The organism is Cohnella suwonensis (assembly GCF_042655365.1).
Taxonomy (GTDB): domain Bacteria; phylum Bacillota; class Bacilli; order Paenibacillales; family Paenibacillaceae; genus Cohnella; species Cohnella suwonensis.
Map to the genome: position 1 here is coordinate 22,775 of NZ_JBHSMH010000030.1, position 14,497 is coordinate 37,271.

Here is a 14,497-nt window from a genome sequence, read left to right on the forward strand (position 1 = left end):
TTACAAGAATGAAGCAACAAGATTATGCGAAAATAACGCCGGGAGTCCGGGAAGCGGGCAAGGCTAAGTTCGTTTGGCTGATCGTCCTGCTCGGTTCCCTTTCCGCGTTCGGACCGTTATCTCTCGATTTATATTTGCCCGCTTTGCCGATGCTGGAAGATAGCTTGAATACGAGCTCGTCATCCGTGCAGCTCAGCTTGACCGCCTGCATGGTCGGTTTGTCGGTCGGCCAGCTGTTCGCCGGCGCGTTCAGCGACTTCCGGGGCAGGCGGCTGCCGCTCTTGATCGGCTTGTTCGTCTACGCGGTGGCGTCGGTGCTGTGCGCGTTCAGTCCGTCGATCGGCGTGCTGGTGGCGCTGCGGTTCGTGCAAGGGCTGGCGGGCTCGGCGGGCATCGTCATTTCCCGGGCTATCGTCCGCGATCTATATTCCGGCCCGGAGCTGACGAGGTTTTACGCGATGCTGATGCTCGTGAACGGCGCGGCTCCGATCTTGTCGCCGGTCGTCGGCGGGCAGCTCCTGAAGGCGATGCCGTGGGAAGGCTTGTTCGCCGTGCTGGCCGGATGGGGCGTGCTGACGCTTCTCGCGATCTGGTTCGGTTTGCCGGAGACGCTGCCCGCGGGCAAGCGGATGACCGGGGGCATGCGCCAGACGTTGCTCACGTTCCGCGGCCTCGTCCGCAATCGCACGTTCATGGGCTTCGCGCTCGCGCAGGCGTTCATCACCGCGGCGATGTTCGCGTACATTTCGGGCTCCCCTTTCGTCCTGCAAAACATTTACGGAGTCTCGCCGCAGATGTTCAGCCTTTTCTTCGCGATTAACGGACTCGGCATCATCGTCGCCGGGCAATTCGGAGGCCGTCTCGCGAGCCGTTTCGGCGAGAAGCGGTTGTTTCTGATCGGCATGCTGACGGCTGCAGCCGGGGGCTGCCTCGTGCTTATCGCCGTCGCGACCGAAGCGAGCCTCGCGGCGTTGCTCGTTCCTCTTTTCTTCGTCGTCTCCAGCGTCGGCATCGTCGGCGCGACGGGGTTCACGCTCGCGATGCGGGACCAGGGGCACGCGGCGGGCAGCGCCTCGGCGTTGCTCGGGCTGCTGTCGTTCCTGATCGGCGGGCTTCTCGCTCCGGTCGTCGGCATTGCCGGAGGAGACGACGCGTTGCCGATGGGCATTATTATCGCGGCGACCGACGTGGGCGCCGTTGTGATCTATTTCTTCATGATTTCGCGTATCGAAAGGAGAAAGAACCATGACCATACAATCTCAGCATGATATCGAGCAATTAATGAAAATAGGCAAAATCGTCGCGATGACGATCGAGTCGATGAAGAACAGCGCGCGGCCGGGGATGACGACGAGGGAGCTCGACGGGATCGGGCAGCGCATGCTGGCGGATCACGGCGCCGTATCGGCGCCGATGAAGGATGTCGCTTTTCCGGGTTATACGTGCATCAGCGTGAACGAGGAAGTCGCCCACGGCATTCCGGGCGACCGCGTGCTGCAGCCGGGCGATCTCGTGAACGTCGACGTCTCGGCGGAGTTGAACGGCTATTACGCCGATGCCGGACAATCGTTCCAGCTGCCGCCGGTGGCGGCTGCCGTCGACCGTCTGTGCCGGTACACGCACGATACGATGATGAAGACGATCTCCGCGCTCAAAGCGGGCGTGAAGCTGAACGAAGTCGGGCGCATTTTCCAAAGCGAGGCGGCCAAGGGCGGCTACAAGGTCATTCAGAACTTGTGCAGCCACGGCGTCGGCCGAAGCCTTCACGAGCAGCCCTTCGAAATTCTGCCGTATTACGAAGCGCGGGACCGGAGGGTGCTGAAGGCCGGCCAAGTGATCACGATAGAGCCGTTCTTGTCCGACGGAGCGACTTTCGTCGATCAGCAATCGGACGGATGGACGCTCAAGGCGCCCACGGGAAGCCGGGCCGCGCAGTTCGAGCATACGATCATCATTACGAACGATCGGCCGATCATTACGACGGCTTGCTGATTTAACATTTTCGGAACGAGGTAGAGGAACATGGCCGCGAAGCAGAAATTTTACGTCGTGTGGGCAGGAAGAACGCCGGGCGTGTACGCCAGCTGGGCGGAATGCCAAGAGCAGACGAACGGATTCGACCAAGCGAAGTTCAAGTCCTACGAGACGAAGGCGGCCGCGGAAACCGCGTATCGCGAAGGCTGGAAAAAGCATTGGGGCGCCGGGAAATCCGGAACGACATCCGCCGGAGCCAAGCCGAGAAGCTCGGCCTCGCCGGCGAGCGCCGAAGCGGTCGGCGAGATCGACTACGACAGCATCTCCGTCGACGTCGGCACGAACGGCAATCCGGGCCCGGTCGAGTACAAGGGCGTGGATACGCGGACGGGCGAAGTGATCTTCGCGGTAGGTCCGATCCGCAAAGGAACGAACAATCTCGGCGAGTTCCTTGCCATCGTCCACGGGCTGGCGTACTTGAAGAAGCTCGGCAGCGACAAGACGGTCTACAGCGACTCGGTCAACGCGCTGAAGTGGGTCAAGCAGAAGGAAGTGTCTTCGACGCTTCCGCGGGACGAATCGACCAAAGAAATATGGGACATGGTCGACCGGGCCGTCAGCTGGCTGCGGACGAACGCCTACAAGAACAATGTGCTGAAGTGGCAGACGAAGTCGTGGGGCGAGATCAAAGCCGACTACGGAAGAAAATAAGCGGGAATCCGAAGAACGGATTCAAGCTTCTTGTTGCGAGAGGCAGTAATAAAAGAACCTCGACCTCGGGCAGGTTAATGGAAAAATACATTATTCAGGCGCAATTCGAAGAGAGAATCGATTATTAATGGAAATATACAGGTAATCCGGCTGAAACTGCCCGATTCGACGCTTAGGCCGCTAAATTACTGCATAAAACCACTAACTCAGGCTGAATTCCCGAGTAGCGAGCGTATTTAATGGAGATTTCCATTATGATGATCTCGCTGGAGTCGAACGATCCCTCAAGGCGAAAGACGAAAACGGTAAATGAACGAAAAAAGCACCCAAGCACCTTAGCACCCTCGCGGGTGCTTTTTTCGTTCCCCGATACCTTTCTACTTTTTACAAACCCTACCATTGCCGTTAATCGCGAGAAAATAGAGCGGTTCTATAGTAGGACTAGACACGAGCTGAGGCTTCGAGACGACAAATACGCGAATCGGGGGATGAGGAACGATGTTTAACAAGGCGAAAAAGCAAGGCGCGGCAGCGTTGTTATTGGCCATGATGGTGGCCGTGACGGCGGCGTGCGGTAATTCGAACGGGAATAACGAGACGAAGGCGGGAGCGAAGGAATTGTCGCTGTCCGAGATCGAAGCGAAGGCGAAGGAAGAAGGTACCGTCGTCAGCGTCGGCATGCCGGACTCGTGGGCGAACTGGAAAGACACGTGGGCGGACATGAAGTCGAAATACGGTCTCGACCACGCGGATACGGATATGTCGAGCGCGGAGGAAATCGCGAAGTTCGAGGCGGAGAAGGACAAGCCGACCGCGGACATCGGGGACGTCGGCATCGCCTTCGGTCCGGTCGCGATCGCCAAGGGCGTCACGCAAGCGTACAAAACGTCGCATTGGGACGAAATCCCGGGCTGGGCGAAAGACGCCGACGGGCATTGGGTGATCGGCTACCAAGGAACGATCGCGTTCATGACGAACACGAAGCTCGTGCCGAATCCGCCGACAAGCTGGGAAGACCTGAAGAACGGCACATACAAAATCGTCGTCGGAGACGTGACGAAAGCGGCGCAAGCGCAAATGGCCGTGCTCGCCGCATCGATCGCCCTCGGCGGCGACGAGTCGAATATCGAGCCGGGACTCGCGTTCTTCGAGGATCTGGCGACGCAAGGCCGGATCGCCAACGTGGAAGCTTCGCTCGCCAATATCGAGAAGGGCGAAGTCGAAGTGACGCTCTTGTGGGATTTTAACGCCCTGAACTATAGCGATCAACTCGGCAAAGAACAATACGCGGTCACGATTCCGAAGGAAGGCAGCGTCGTGAGCGGATACGCGACGATCATTAACAAGTACGCGCCGAATCCGAACGCCGCGAAGCTGACGAGGGAGTACATCCTGAGCGACGCGGGGCAGATCAACTTGGCCAAAGGCTACGCCAGGCCGATTCGCGACAGCGTGAAGCTGCCGGAAGACGTTCAAGCGAAGCTGCTGCCGAAGGAAGAGTACGCGAACGCCAAGCCGGTCGGCGATTACAAGGTATGGGAAGCGACCGCGAAGGCGATTCCGGAGCAGTGGCAGGAACGCGTTCTCGTTCATATCAACTAAGCGACGCTAGGAAACGGGAGCGCCTTCGCCCTTGCGGCGGAGGCGCCCGTTTCGTTCCGTCCCGGGAGAGTGGCAGGCATGAAGAATAGGCGCCGATGGGCGTTGCTCGGACTCGTTCCTTTCGCCCTCATGGTGCTAGCGTTCCAATTCGCGCCGATCTTGTCCATGGTGAAGGGCAGCTTCTCCGTATCCGACGGGTCCGGCATCACGTTGAAGCATTACGATAAAATCCTGCATAGCGCTTATTATTTGCAGGCGATCAAGAACAGTCTTCTTATCTCGGCGTATTCGAGCATCGTCGGCATCGCCGTCGGACTCGCGTGCGCCTATTCGATCACGCGTTTCGCCCCGGCGATCCGCGACCGGCTGCTCCTGTTGTCCAACATGACCTCGAACTTCGCGGGCGTTCCCCTCGCGTTCGCTTATATTATTTTGCTCGGCAATAACGGCGTGTTCACGTTGCTGTTCAGAGAATGGGGCTGGAACGCGTTCGCCGGGTTCGACCTGTACAGCTGGACGGGGCTCGTGCTCGTCTACGTCTATTTCCAAGTTCCGCTTGCCCTGCTTCTCTTATATCCGTCCTTCTACGGCATCCGCGAGCAATGGAGGGAAGCCGCCGCCTTGCTGGGCGCGGGCCGCTGGCAGTTCTGGCGGACGATCGGCTTGCCGATGCTGGCGCCGGCCATCTTCGGGACGCTCGGCATACTGTTCGCCAACGCGATGGGAGCCTACGCGACCGCCTATGCGCTCGTCGGGGGCAACTACAATCTGCTCGCGATCCGGATCGGCTCGCTCGTCGCTGGCGATATCGTCAACCAGCCGGAGCTTGGCAGCGCGCTGGCGGTGCTGCTTGCCTTGTCCACGCTGCTGGCCGTGTTCTTGAACCATCTCATGACGAAGCGATCGCTGCGATTCACCGCCGAATTCGAGGCGAGTCCGAATGCCAAGAGGCTTCGCGCGAAACGCGAAACGGCGGGAAAGAAAGCGATCGCCCAGGCTCAAGCCCAAGCGAAGGGGGAAGCGGGATGAACGCGAAGAAGAAAGCCGGGTGGGCGCACCGTTCGCTCATGCTGCTGCTGATGGCGTATTTGCTCCTTCCTTTGCTCGGAACGTTCTTGTACGGCTTCGCCAAGGAGTGGCAGACGACGGTATTGCCGCAGGGCTGGACGTTAGAGTGGATCAAGGAAATGTTCGAGGACGTTCGGTTTCTCGAAGCGTTATGGACGTCGCTTTACTTATGTCTCGTCAGCGTGGCGCTGAGCCTGGCGGTCATGCTGCCGGCCGTCTTCGTCATTACGGTCTATTTGCCGAAATGGGAGTCTTTCATGAAAGGTCTCGTCGTGCTGCCCTACGCGGTTCCGGGCGTCGTGGCGGCGGTCGGGCTGATCCGAACGTACTCCTCCGGGCCGGTCGATCTGGCGGGCACCGCCTACTTGCTGATCGGGGCTTATTTCGTCGTCGTTCTTCCGTACATGTACCAGGGCATCCGCAACAGCCTTCTCGCGGTGTCCGCCGCAGAGCTGCTTCACGCGGCCGAATTGCTCGGAGCCGGACGCGTTCGGGCGTTCCGGACGGTCGTTCTGCCGAACATATGGCCGGGCGTGCTCATCTCGGCTTTGTTGTCGTTCTCCGTTCTGTTCGGCGAGTTCGTGTTGACGAACATGCTCGTCGGGGGCCATATTCAGACGGTCCAAGTGTACTTATACCAACGCGTCGCGGAAAGCGGGCATCTGGCGAGCGCGATCGCGATCACGTACTTTATCTTCATCCTCGCCTTGTCGGCGGCGCTGATGAAGCTCGGCAAGAAGTTCAATGGGGAGGTGCGCGGATGAATCCGTCGTACTTGGAGCTGCTTGGCATTCGCAAAACGTTCGGAGACGCGCTCGTGCTGGACGACGTCGATTTCACGATGCGCGAAGGCGAGCTCGTGACGCTTCTCGGTCCTTCCGGCTGCGGCAAAAGCACGCTGCTGCGCTGCATCGCCGGATTATCCGATCTGGACGGCGGGCGAATCCGTCTCGGCGGGAGGGAGCTGACGAACGTGCCGCCGAAAGCTCGCGAGGTCGGCATGGTGTTCCAATCCTACGCGTTGTTCCCGAACTTGACGGTCGAAGGGAATATCGAATACGGGCTGAAAATGCGGGGAGTCGGCAGCGCGGAACGGAAGAAAAGAAGCGAAGAGCTGCTCGCGCTCGTCGATCTCGAAGAGAAGCGGAACGCCTACCCGCGGCACTTGTCCGGGGGGCAGCAGCAGCGCGTCGCGCTCGCCCGTTCGCTCGCCGTTCAGCCGAAGCTGCTGCTGCTGGATGAGCCGCTCAGCGCGCTCGACGCGAAGATTCGCAAGAACCTGCGGGCGGAGATCCGCGAGATCCAGAAGAGGCTGAAGATGACGACGATCTTCGTCACGCACGATCAGGAAGAAGCGCTGACGCTGTCGGATCGAATCTGCGTCATGAACAAGGGGCGCATCGTGCAGGACGGGACGCCGGAAACGATCTATTCGGAGCCGCGCACCGAGTTCGTCGCCCGGTTCATCGGCAGCTATAACGTGTTGTCCAGGGCGGAAGCCGTCCGGTTGTTCGGCGCCGAGGTCGGCGAGGCGGACAGCTTCGCGCTTCGGCCGGAATCGGTGAAGCTGCTGCCGGAAGGAGAGTCGGCCGGCGGCGCCGGCCGCGAGGCGGAAGGGACGATCGGGACGGTGCACGTGCTTGGCAACGTCATTCGTTATGCCGTGAACGCGTCCGGCGTCGGGCTGACGATAGACAAGCTGAACGACGGCCGGAGCTTGCGCGCGGCCGAAGGCGGAGCCGTTCGACTTGCGCTCGATCCTTCCCAACTGCTGCCCCTGGAGAAGGAAGGGGCTTGACGATAAAAAACCGCCCCGATCGCAGAGTCGATTCCTGCGTTCGGGGCGGATTTTCGTGGAAAAGGGATCCTGTCGTTTAAGGAAGGCTAGTTGATTTTGGAGAAGCGGTTCTCGGTCTTCGCTTCGATCGCGGCGTCCTTGAACTTCGCTTGAACGTAGGCGATCGTCGCGTCGAGGTCGACCGGTCCGGCTTCGCGGTTCGTGCCTTTGAGCAGCAGCGTATATCCGTCTCCGCCGGTCGCCATGAAGTCGTTGACGACGATCGTGTAGGAAGCGGCGTCGTCGAGCGGCGTTCCGTCCGTTTTCTTAATCTCGACGATGCGCTGGCCGATCGGCTTGCTGTCATCGTACTTGTAGGCGAAGCCCGATATTTGGCCGATCTTCGTTCCCGTCGCCCCCCATTGCTGGTTGAGCAGCTCTTTCATTTGCGAGCCGGTCAGCGTCATTTTCACGAGCACGTTGCCGAACGGTTGAACGCTGAACATATTGCCGTAGGTCACGTTGCCCTCCGGCAAGTCGTTGCGGATGCCGCCGGAGTTCATGAACGCGAAATCCGATTTCATCGTTTCCCGCATGCCGTCGGCGATCAGATTGCCGAGCGCCGATTCGCCGGACGCGTTCGCCGTGCGCGTAATCGCGGCCGCCGTCTTGCCGACGGGAGCGTTCATGACCGGCGCGTTCACTTCTTGGTAGTCCTTGATCATCTTCGCGATTTCCGCGTCCGGCGTTATGCCTTCGCGTTTGACGTCGACGATCGCGCCCTTCGCGGAGACGACGTTCAGCGTCGCGCGGTCGATAACCAGGTCGACGTCGGAGAATGCCGTGCCGTAAGAGAACGCCTCGATGATCAGCTTGCCGTCGATCGTCTTGTTCACGCCGCCGTGGTTGTGGCCGGCGAAGATGACGTCGACGTCGTCGTCCACGGCGTTCGCCAAGTCGACGACTTCCCCGGTCGGCGCGTCGCTCTTGCCCTCGAACGGATCGTGGGCCAGGATGACGATCGTATGGACATCTTGGGCTTGCAGTTCTTTGACGGCTTTGTTCACGGCCGGCGCTTGCTCCGTGAACGTTATGCCTTTGATGCTCTCCGCCTTCACGATGGAAGGGGTAATGTTCGTGACGAGACCGATGAAGCCGATCTTCGCCCCGCCGATTTCAAGCACCTTGTAGGCGTCGAGTATCGGCTTGTCGTCCGGACCGAGCACGTTCGCCGCGACGTAAGGGAAGTCGGCGCCGGTGAACGCTTTGCCCGTCTTCGGATTGGCGCCTCCATTGATGAGCCGAAGCGCTTCGGTCGCGCCATGGTCGAATTCATGATTGCCGAGCGTGCCGATATCGAAGCCGACCCTATTCAGGAAATCGATCGTCGGCTCGTCCTGCAGCAAGGCGGATACCGGGGCGCTCGCGCCGACGATATCGCCGGCGTGGACGAGCAGCGTGTTCGGGTTGGACGCCTCGCGCTGCTTCAGATAAGCGGCCAAATACTCCGCCCCTCCGAGCGAAGAGACGACTTTGCCGGAGGCGTCCTTCACGTCCTTCTTGTAGTCCAATTGGCCGTGGAAGTCGTTGATGCCGAGCAATTGCACGGAAATGTCGCTGATCAGCGTATAGACGACCTTCGCGGCCTCGGCGCGGGTCGATAGGGCGCGGGGCAGGAATTTGCCCGTTCCGTTGCCGCTCAGAATACCGCGGCTCGCGGCGACGTTCACGCCGGCTTTCGCCCAGGCGCTGATCGCGGCTTCGTCCGCGAACGTCTTGCCCGCGCCGGCGACGATCGGCTTGCCGGCTTTGTACGCCAGCGCGTTGCTTGCCATGACCGCCATTTGTTCGCGGGTGATCGGTTCGTTCGGCGCGAACTTGCCGGGAGAGACGCCTCCGACCAAGCCGTTCTCGGCGGCCGCGGCGACGGACGCCGCGTACCAGGCGGAAGCGGGTACGTCCTTGAACGCGGCCGGCTTGGTCGCGGTCAGCTTGAGCGCCTTCGCCAGCATCGTCGCGAATTCGGCGCGGGTAACGCGGTCGTTCGGCGCGAACAGCGTGTCCGTCTTGCCGGCGACGACTTGCTTCGCGGCTAGAGCGTTAATGGACGGCGCGGCCCAGTGAGAGGCGGGGACGTCGGCGAACAGTTGGCTCAAGTCGAGCGAGAAGACGCCGAAGCCCTTGTCGTCCGTTTTGTCCAAATAGCGAATGTTGCTCGTCGCTTTGGCGTACTCGGCCGCTTTCGGCGAAGAAGTGAACGTGACGTTCACGTCGCCGGCGATCGGTGCGATCGACCAATTGTTATCGAGCGAAGGGGTAATTACCTTGCTCGCGCTAATGTAGTCCATCAGAACTTGACGGTTCTCGTCCGGGGAGTCGATCACGAATTTGCTGCCCTTCACGCCGGGGAAGTTGCCCCCTCCGCCCGCGCGGTAGTTGTTGGTGACGACGATGAAGTCCGCGTTCGGATCGAGCGGCTGGCCCTGGTACTTCAGCTTGACGATCCGGCTGGACGAAGCGTCGTTGATCGTGCCGTCCGGCTTGTACTTGGCCGGCTTCGTCACGTCGATCTGGTACGTGACGCCGTCGATGACGTCGAAGTTGTAGACGGGGAACGCCGGGTTCAGCAGCGGCTGCTCTTCCGTCTTGGCCGGATCGATCAGGTTGAATTTGCCCGCCGACATCTCGAGCCATTCCTTGACGACCGAGCCTTTCACCAGAATCGCCTTCAGCGTGTTGTCGTACAGGTACAAGTCCCCCGCGCTCTTGATCGCGAGCGGGCCGGCCTTGATTTCCGTATATTCTTCCACGCCGTTTCGTCCCGCCTTGAACGGAGCTCCGACGGACAGAATCGGCGTGTCCTTGTACTGCGGCAGGTTATTCTTGACGTAATTCTCGACGTACAGCTTCTGGGCCGTCGTGACGATCTGGATGGACGGATCGTCTTGGACGAGCGCGAAGAAGCTGTGGATCGGCAAAGTCGTCGAGCCGATCGGGTTGTTCGCGTACTTGATCGTCGCTTCGTGGTCCGCTTTGACCGCATCGACGACCGCCGGGTCGACGTCGACGGTCGGTTTCTTGGCGACCGCGTCGTAGATGGCCTTGGTGGACGATTGGGAGGCGGCGACCTTCCATTTGCCGTCCTGCTTTTCGAGCGTCAGGTCGATCAAGCCGAGGTGGCTGCCGCCGTAGCCGGATTGGACGGCGGGCACGCCGTTGATCGTGCCTTTGGCGTTGTCGATGCCCGCGTAGACTTTGCCGCTCGCGTCCTTGAACAAGGCGTCGAGCGATTTCTCGTCCGCGGCCGGAAACACTTTATGGGTGTGGGAGAACGTGATCGCGTCGATGCCCGGCACTTGGCTGAGCAGGAGCACGGCATCCTCCGCGTTCGTATCCGGCTGGGCGGCGCCGTTAAAGCCCGCGTGCGCCATGGCGATGACGATGTCGGCGCCCTTCGCCCGCATCTCGGGAACGAACTTCTTGGCGGTGGCGGCGACGTCCTTCGCGACGACTTTGCCGTCGAGCCAAGCCTTGTCCCAGTTCGTGATCTGCGGAGGCACGAAGCCGATGACGCCGACGTTAAGCGTCTGTTCCTGCCCGGACTCGTCCGTCACTTTTTTCGCGATGATCTTGTAAGGCTCGAAATAGTTCGCGTCGTTGTCCGGGTTGCCGTCCTTGTCGTCGATGTAGACGTTGGCATTCACATAGGGGAAGTTTGCGCCCTTGATCGCCTGCCCGATGAAATCGAGGCCGTAATTAAACTCGTGGTTGCCGAAGCTGGCCGCGTCGTAGCCCATTAAGTTCATGGCCTTGTACACCGTATGTACGTCGTCCCCCTTGATCGGAGAGACCAGCGCCTTATACGTGCCGAGAGGCGTGCCTTGGATGAGGTCGCCGTTGTCGACGAGGAACGTGTTCTTGGCTTCGGCGCGCGCGTTCTTGATCAACGTGGACGTTCTGGCCAAGCCGACCGTATTGGATACGGCGTCCTTGTAGTAGTCGTAGGGCATGATGTTGGTGTGAATGTCCGTCGTTTCCATGATCCTGAGCTTTACGGAGCTTCCGTTTCCTCCGTCCGCGGCAAAAACGCCCGCGGCTCCTAACGGGAAAGCGAGCAGCGACAGCGTTAGCGTCGCGGCTACTGCGGTTCGAGCCGACTTTCGGTTCGGCATGCTTACCTGCATTTTTCTCCATCCTCCCATGGTAGCTTCTCTAACATACATACATTAGAGTAGTCTTCATTCTATAATCTTCCAACGAAAGTTGCGGAAGTTTGATAGAATACACCCAATACTAATGGAAATTTGGGAAAAATAACAAAGAATATAGACCGAGAGGCTTTAGTCCGATGGCATGCCGGATCGTGCATCTTCAGTCCCGGGCTTTGTCGAACGGCGAGGAACGGCAGGGAATAATAGCGGAAAATGATGGCGGAAAATAATCGCGTCTCGCATTGAACAAGTCGGACTTTGGCTTCGTCTATTTGAGAGCAGGCGCCCCGCCGGGAGAGCCGGACATCATGCAGGGAGGAACGAAATACATGAACAACACGAAAATACGCCGAGGGGCTCGCAAGACCTTGGCCCTGACGGCCGCGGCCGCGCTGCTATGCGCGCCGCTGCTTGCAGGAACGGACAAGGCGAGCGCCGCTTCCTCTTACAAGGTCATCAATCAACCGATCGAGGTAGACGGGGCGCGGAGCGACATCGCGGCGCTCGACCTGGATAACTCGAGATATATCGCGCTCCGCAGCTTGAACAAGAGCATCGGGCTCGTTACGCAATGGGACAAGGCGACGAACAAGGTCACCGTGACGGGGCGGGGGCGGACGATCGTTCTCGACCTGACGAGCGGCATCGCCTCGTTAAACGGCCAATCCGACTACCGGCTGAGCCCTATCGTGCAGAACGGCACGACGTACGTGCCTCTTCGCCATCTGCTGGAGCAGATGGGATACGGCGTCTCGTACGATCCGGCGACGAAGCGGATCGGCATCGAGGCGATAAAAGAAAACGATCTGCGAATCTCGACGGCGTCGATCGAGGAGTCAAGCAAGAAGTTCGACCTGCTCGTGAATTATCCGGTATTGTCCGGATTCGCCGACGCGGCCGTTCAGAACAAGATCAACGCGACGTTAAAGAAAGACGCAGAGCTACAAGCGGATGAGGGACAGGCGTCGATGGAAGAGGCGCTCGGCGACGATTCGTACGTGCCGGTCAATCCGTACGCGTTCGAAGGGGACTACACGGTTACGTATAACGAGAAGGGCAAGCTTAGCCTGTACGTCGACTACTATATATACACGGGCGGCGCCCACGGCTCGACGGTTCGGACGACGTACACGTTCGATCTGGCAACGGGCGATATCGTCCCGCTGAAGGACGCGGCGGGCGGGAACGCCGATTACGTTAACGTCATTAACGCGAAGATCAAGAGCCGGATCAAATCGCTCGGTTTCGAATTGATGGTGCCGTTCAAGACGATCGAACCGGACCGCGATTATTTTTTGAAGCATAATGGCATCGTCGTTTATTTCGGCCAGTACGAGTATTTGCCGTACGCGGCCGGCATGCCGGAATTCGAAGTGCCGTTCGCCGATTTTCGGTAATTAGCGTCTGTGTGTCATAGTCATGTTAGGTGAAGATGCCGATTCCGACATCTTCTTTTTCGTTATTTTGCTGTAAGCGATTTACACGTGGCATATTAAATGACATGAAATGAAACTTGCTATTGCCAAGTTTCCGAGCCCCCTGCTAAACTTTAAGAAATCGAATAGGTGTCTGGGAGGATGCGAGATGAGAAAAGCGGGGTTGGCCGTTCTGATCGCTAGTTTGGCTCTGGTTCTAGTCTTGTCGGGATGCGGCAAGAAAAACGAAGATTCCGGTTCCGGTTCGGACAAGGTTTACCGGATCGCGTCGGACGCGACTTATCCGCCGATGGAGAACATGGACAAGGACGAGATCGTCGGGTTCGATATCGATTTCCTCAAAGCCGTAATGGATGAAGCGGGACTGAAATACGAAGTGAAGAACGTCGGGTGGGACGCGCTGCTCGAGAGCGTGAAGCAAGGCACGGAGTACGACGCGGGTATTTCGGCGATCACGATCACCGAAGAGCGTAAGCAGTCGTACGATTTCTCGGTTCCTTACTTCGAGTCGACGAACATGATCATGGTCAAGGAAGGCAGCGACATCAAGAGCGCGAAAGACCTTCAAGGCAAGAAGATCGCGCTGCAAAGCGGCACGACCGCGGACGAGCTGATGACCGATATCCTGGGCAAGGACAGCAAGGGCATCAAGCGGTTCGAGAGCAACGCGCTGGCGTTCATGGAGATGGACAGCGGCGGCGCCGATGCCGTCGTCGCGGACATCGCGGTCATTCAGGAATACTTGAAGAACAATGCGGACAAGAAGTATACGGGCATTCTCGATCGCGACAGCTTCACTTCCGAATACTACGGGATCGCGTTCCCGAAAGGCAGCGAGCTGGCGGAGAAGCTGAATCCGGCGATCAAGAAAGTGCTGGAAAGCGACAAGTACAAGGAAATTTACGGCAAGTGGATCGGCGGCGACCCGGACATGACGGCGTTGCTGGAGCAAAAGTAAACCGAATACGACGACTGGGAAAGCATGCGTGAGGCAACGTTGCGCATGCTTTTTTCAACGGAAAGAATGGAAGCGGAAAGCAACGGAGAGGAAGAATCAAGATGAGCGACTTCAGATTTGATATCATCGGAGAATATTTACCATTGATCCTCGAAGGCGCACTCTATACGATCGGCATATCGCTATTATCCATCCTGTTCGGGTCGATCTTAGGGCTTGGAGTAAGCGCCTGCAAAATGTCGAGATGGTGGTTTTTGCGTTGGCCGGCGGACGGCTACATTCACTTTTTCCGCGGGACTCCCTTGATCGTGCAAATCTTTATCGTCCACTTCGGCCTCGTCGTCGCGATCTATGGCAAGACGAACGCGGTCGCTGCGGCCGTTGTCGCGCTGAGCTTGAACGCGGCGGCGTATACGGCGGAAATCTACCGTGCCGGCATTCAGTCGCTCGACAAAGGGCAGGCGGAGGCGGCGCATTCTCTCGGGTTGACCAAGCTGCAGGCGATGCGTTACGTCCTTCTGCCGCAAGCCGTCAAACGGATGATTCCCGCCTTCGGCAACGAGTTCATCGTGTTGATCAAGGATTCCTCCCTCGTCGCGTTCATTACGGCGCCGGAGATGATGTATTGGGCGAGAGCGATGGGCGCCCAGTACATGAAAGTATGGGAGCCCTACTTGACCGCGGCGTTGATCTATCTCATTCTCACGTACTCGCTCAGCAAGCTGTTATCCTACATCGAGAGGAGAATGTAGAAGGATGG

General features: G+C 59.0%; 11 protein-coding genes. 10 read left to right on the forward strand and 1 reads right to left on the reverse strand.

Going from position 1 to position 14,497, the window contains the following annotated elements:
• Positions 1-8 precede the first annotated feature (8 nt).
• From ACFPPD_RS11090 to ACFPPD_RS11120, 7 genes are all read left to right on the forward strand, one after another.
• Positions 9-1,268 (forward strand): multidrug effflux MFS transporter, encoded by a 1,260-nt coding sequence (locus ACFPPD_RS11090; RefSeq protein WP_209749313.1) that lies wholly within the window; start codon positions 9-11, stop codon positions 1,266-1,268.
• Positions 1,246-1,992, forward strand: coding sequence for a type I methionyl aminopeptidase (map, locus tag ACFPPD_RS11095; RefSeq protein ID WP_209749314.1), 747 nt, complete (start codon positions 1,246-1,248; stop codon positions 1,990-1,992). The genes ACFPPD_RS11090 and map overlap by 23 nt, the downstream gene beginning before the upstream one ends.
• 30 nt (positions 1,993-2,022) lie before the next feature.
• Entirely contained in the window at positions 2,023-2,685 is a 663-nt protein-coding gene (gene rnhA / locus ACFPPD_RS11100; protein WP_209749315.1) for a ribonuclease H, read from the forward strand.
• Between the two features lie 498 nt (positions 2,686-3,183).
• Positions 3,184-4,287, forward strand: coding sequence for an ABC transporter substrate-binding protein (locus ACFPPD_RS11105; protein ID WP_209749316.1), 1,104 nt, complete (start codon positions 3,184-3,186; stop codon positions 4,285-4,287).
• 78 nt (positions 4,288-4,365) lie between these two features.
• Positions 4,366-5,316, forward strand: a complete 951-nt coding sequence (locus ACFPPD_RS11110; RefSeq protein ID WP_209749317.1) for an ABC transporter permease — start codon at positions 4,366-4,368, stop codon at positions 5,314-5,316.
• On the forward strand, positions 5,313-6,119 hold the full coding sequence (locus tag ACFPPD_RS11115; RefSeq protein WP_209749318.1) for an ABC transporter permease: 807 nt from the start codon (positions 5,313-5,315) through the stop codon (positions 6,117-6,119). The genes ACFPPD_RS11110 and ACFPPD_RS11115 overlap by 4 nt, the downstream gene beginning before the upstream one ends.
• Entirely contained in the window at positions 6,116-7,153 is a 1,038-nt protein-coding gene (locus ACFPPD_RS11120; protein ID WP_209749319.1) for an ABC transporter ATP-binding protein, read from the forward strand. The genes ACFPPD_RS11115 and ACFPPD_RS11120 overlap by 4 nt, the downstream gene beginning before the upstream one ends.
• An 86-nt stretch (positions 7,154-7,239) precedes the next feature.
• On the opposite strand, the gene ACFPPD_RS11125 is transcribed toward ACFPPD_RS11120, so the two are convergent.
• Positions 7,240-11,304, reverse strand: coding sequence for a bifunctional 2',3'-cyclic-nucleotide 2'-phosphodiesterase/3'-nucleotidase (locus tag ACFPPD_RS11125; RefSeq protein WP_378082272.1), 4,065 nt, complete (start codon positions 11,302-11,304; stop codon positions 7,240-7,242).
• Between the two features lie 368 nt (positions 11,305-11,672).
• On the opposite strand from ACFPPD_RS11125, the gene ACFPPD_RS11130 reads away from it, so the two are divergent.
• From ACFPPD_RS11130 to ACFPPD_RS11140, 3 genes are all read left to right on the forward strand, one after another.
• Positions 11,673-12,740: a stalk domain-containing protein gene (locus tag ACFPPD_RS11130; protein WP_209749321.1), complete on the forward strand. Its 1,068-nt coding sequence runs from the start codon at positions 11,673-11,675 to the stop codon at positions 12,738-12,740.
• 187 nt (positions 12,741-12,927) lie between these two features.
• Positions 12,928-13,737: a basic amino acid ABC transporter substrate-binding protein gene (locus ACFPPD_RS11135; RefSeq protein ID WP_209749322.1), complete on the forward strand. Its 810-nt coding sequence runs from the start codon at positions 12,928-12,930 to the stop codon at positions 13,735-13,737.
• A gap of 101 nt (positions 13,738-13,838) precedes the next feature.
• A complete protein-coding gene (locus ACFPPD_RS11140; protein WP_209749323.1) occupies positions 13,839-14,489 on the forward strand; it encodes an amino acid ABC transporter permease in 651 nt (216 codons plus the stop codon).
• Positions 14,490-14,497 lie beyond the last annotated feature (8 nt).

Excerpts from the sequence above, each read along its gene's own strand:
- ACFPPD_RS11130 (WP_209749321.1), top strand. The coding sequence starts at position 11,673 with ATGAACAACACGAAAATACGCCGAGGGGCTCGCAAGACCTTGGCCCTG.
- ACFPPD_RS11110 (WP_209749317.1), top strand. The coding sequence starts at position 4,366 with ATGAAGAATAGGCGCCGATGGGCGTTGCTCGGACTCGTTCCTTTCGCC.
- ACFPPD_RS11140 (WP_209749323.1), top strand. The coding sequence starts at position 13,839 with ATGAGCGACTTCAGATTTGATATCATCGGAGAATATTTACCATTGATC.
- ACFPPD_RS11120 (WP_209749319.1), top strand. The coding sequence starts at position 6,116 with ATGAATCCGTCGTACTTGGAGCTGCTTGGCATTCGCAAAACGTTCGGA.
- ACFPPD_RS11135 (WP_209749322.1), top strand. The coding sequence starts at position 12,928 with ATGAGAAAAGCGGGGTTGGCCGTTCTGATCGCTAGTTTGGCTCTGGTT.
- ACFPPD_RS11105 (WP_209749316.1), top strand. The coding sequence starts at position 3,184 with ATGTTTAACAAGGCGAAAAAGCAAGGCGCGGCAGCGTTGTTATTGGCC.
- ACFPPD_RS11125 (WP_378082272.1), bottom strand. The coding sequence starts at position 11,304 with ATGCCGAACCGAAAGTCGGCTCGAACCGCAGTAGCCGCGACGCTAACG.
- map (WP_209749314.1), top strand. The coding sequence starts at position 1,246 with ATGACCATACAATCTCAGCATGATATCGAGCAATTAATGAAAATAGGC.
- rnhA (WP_209749315.1), top strand. The coding sequence starts at position 2,023 with ATGGCCGCGAAGCAGAAATTTTACGTCGTGTGGGCAGGAAGAACGCCG.
- ACFPPD_RS11115 (WP_209749318.1), top strand. The coding sequence starts at position 5,313 with ATGAACGCGAAGAAGAAAGCCGGGTGGGCGCACCGTTCGCTCATGCTG.
- ACFPPD_RS11090 (WP_209749313.1), top strand. The coding sequence starts at position 9 with ATGAAGCAACAAGATTATGCGAAAATAACGCCGGGAGTCCGGGAAGCG.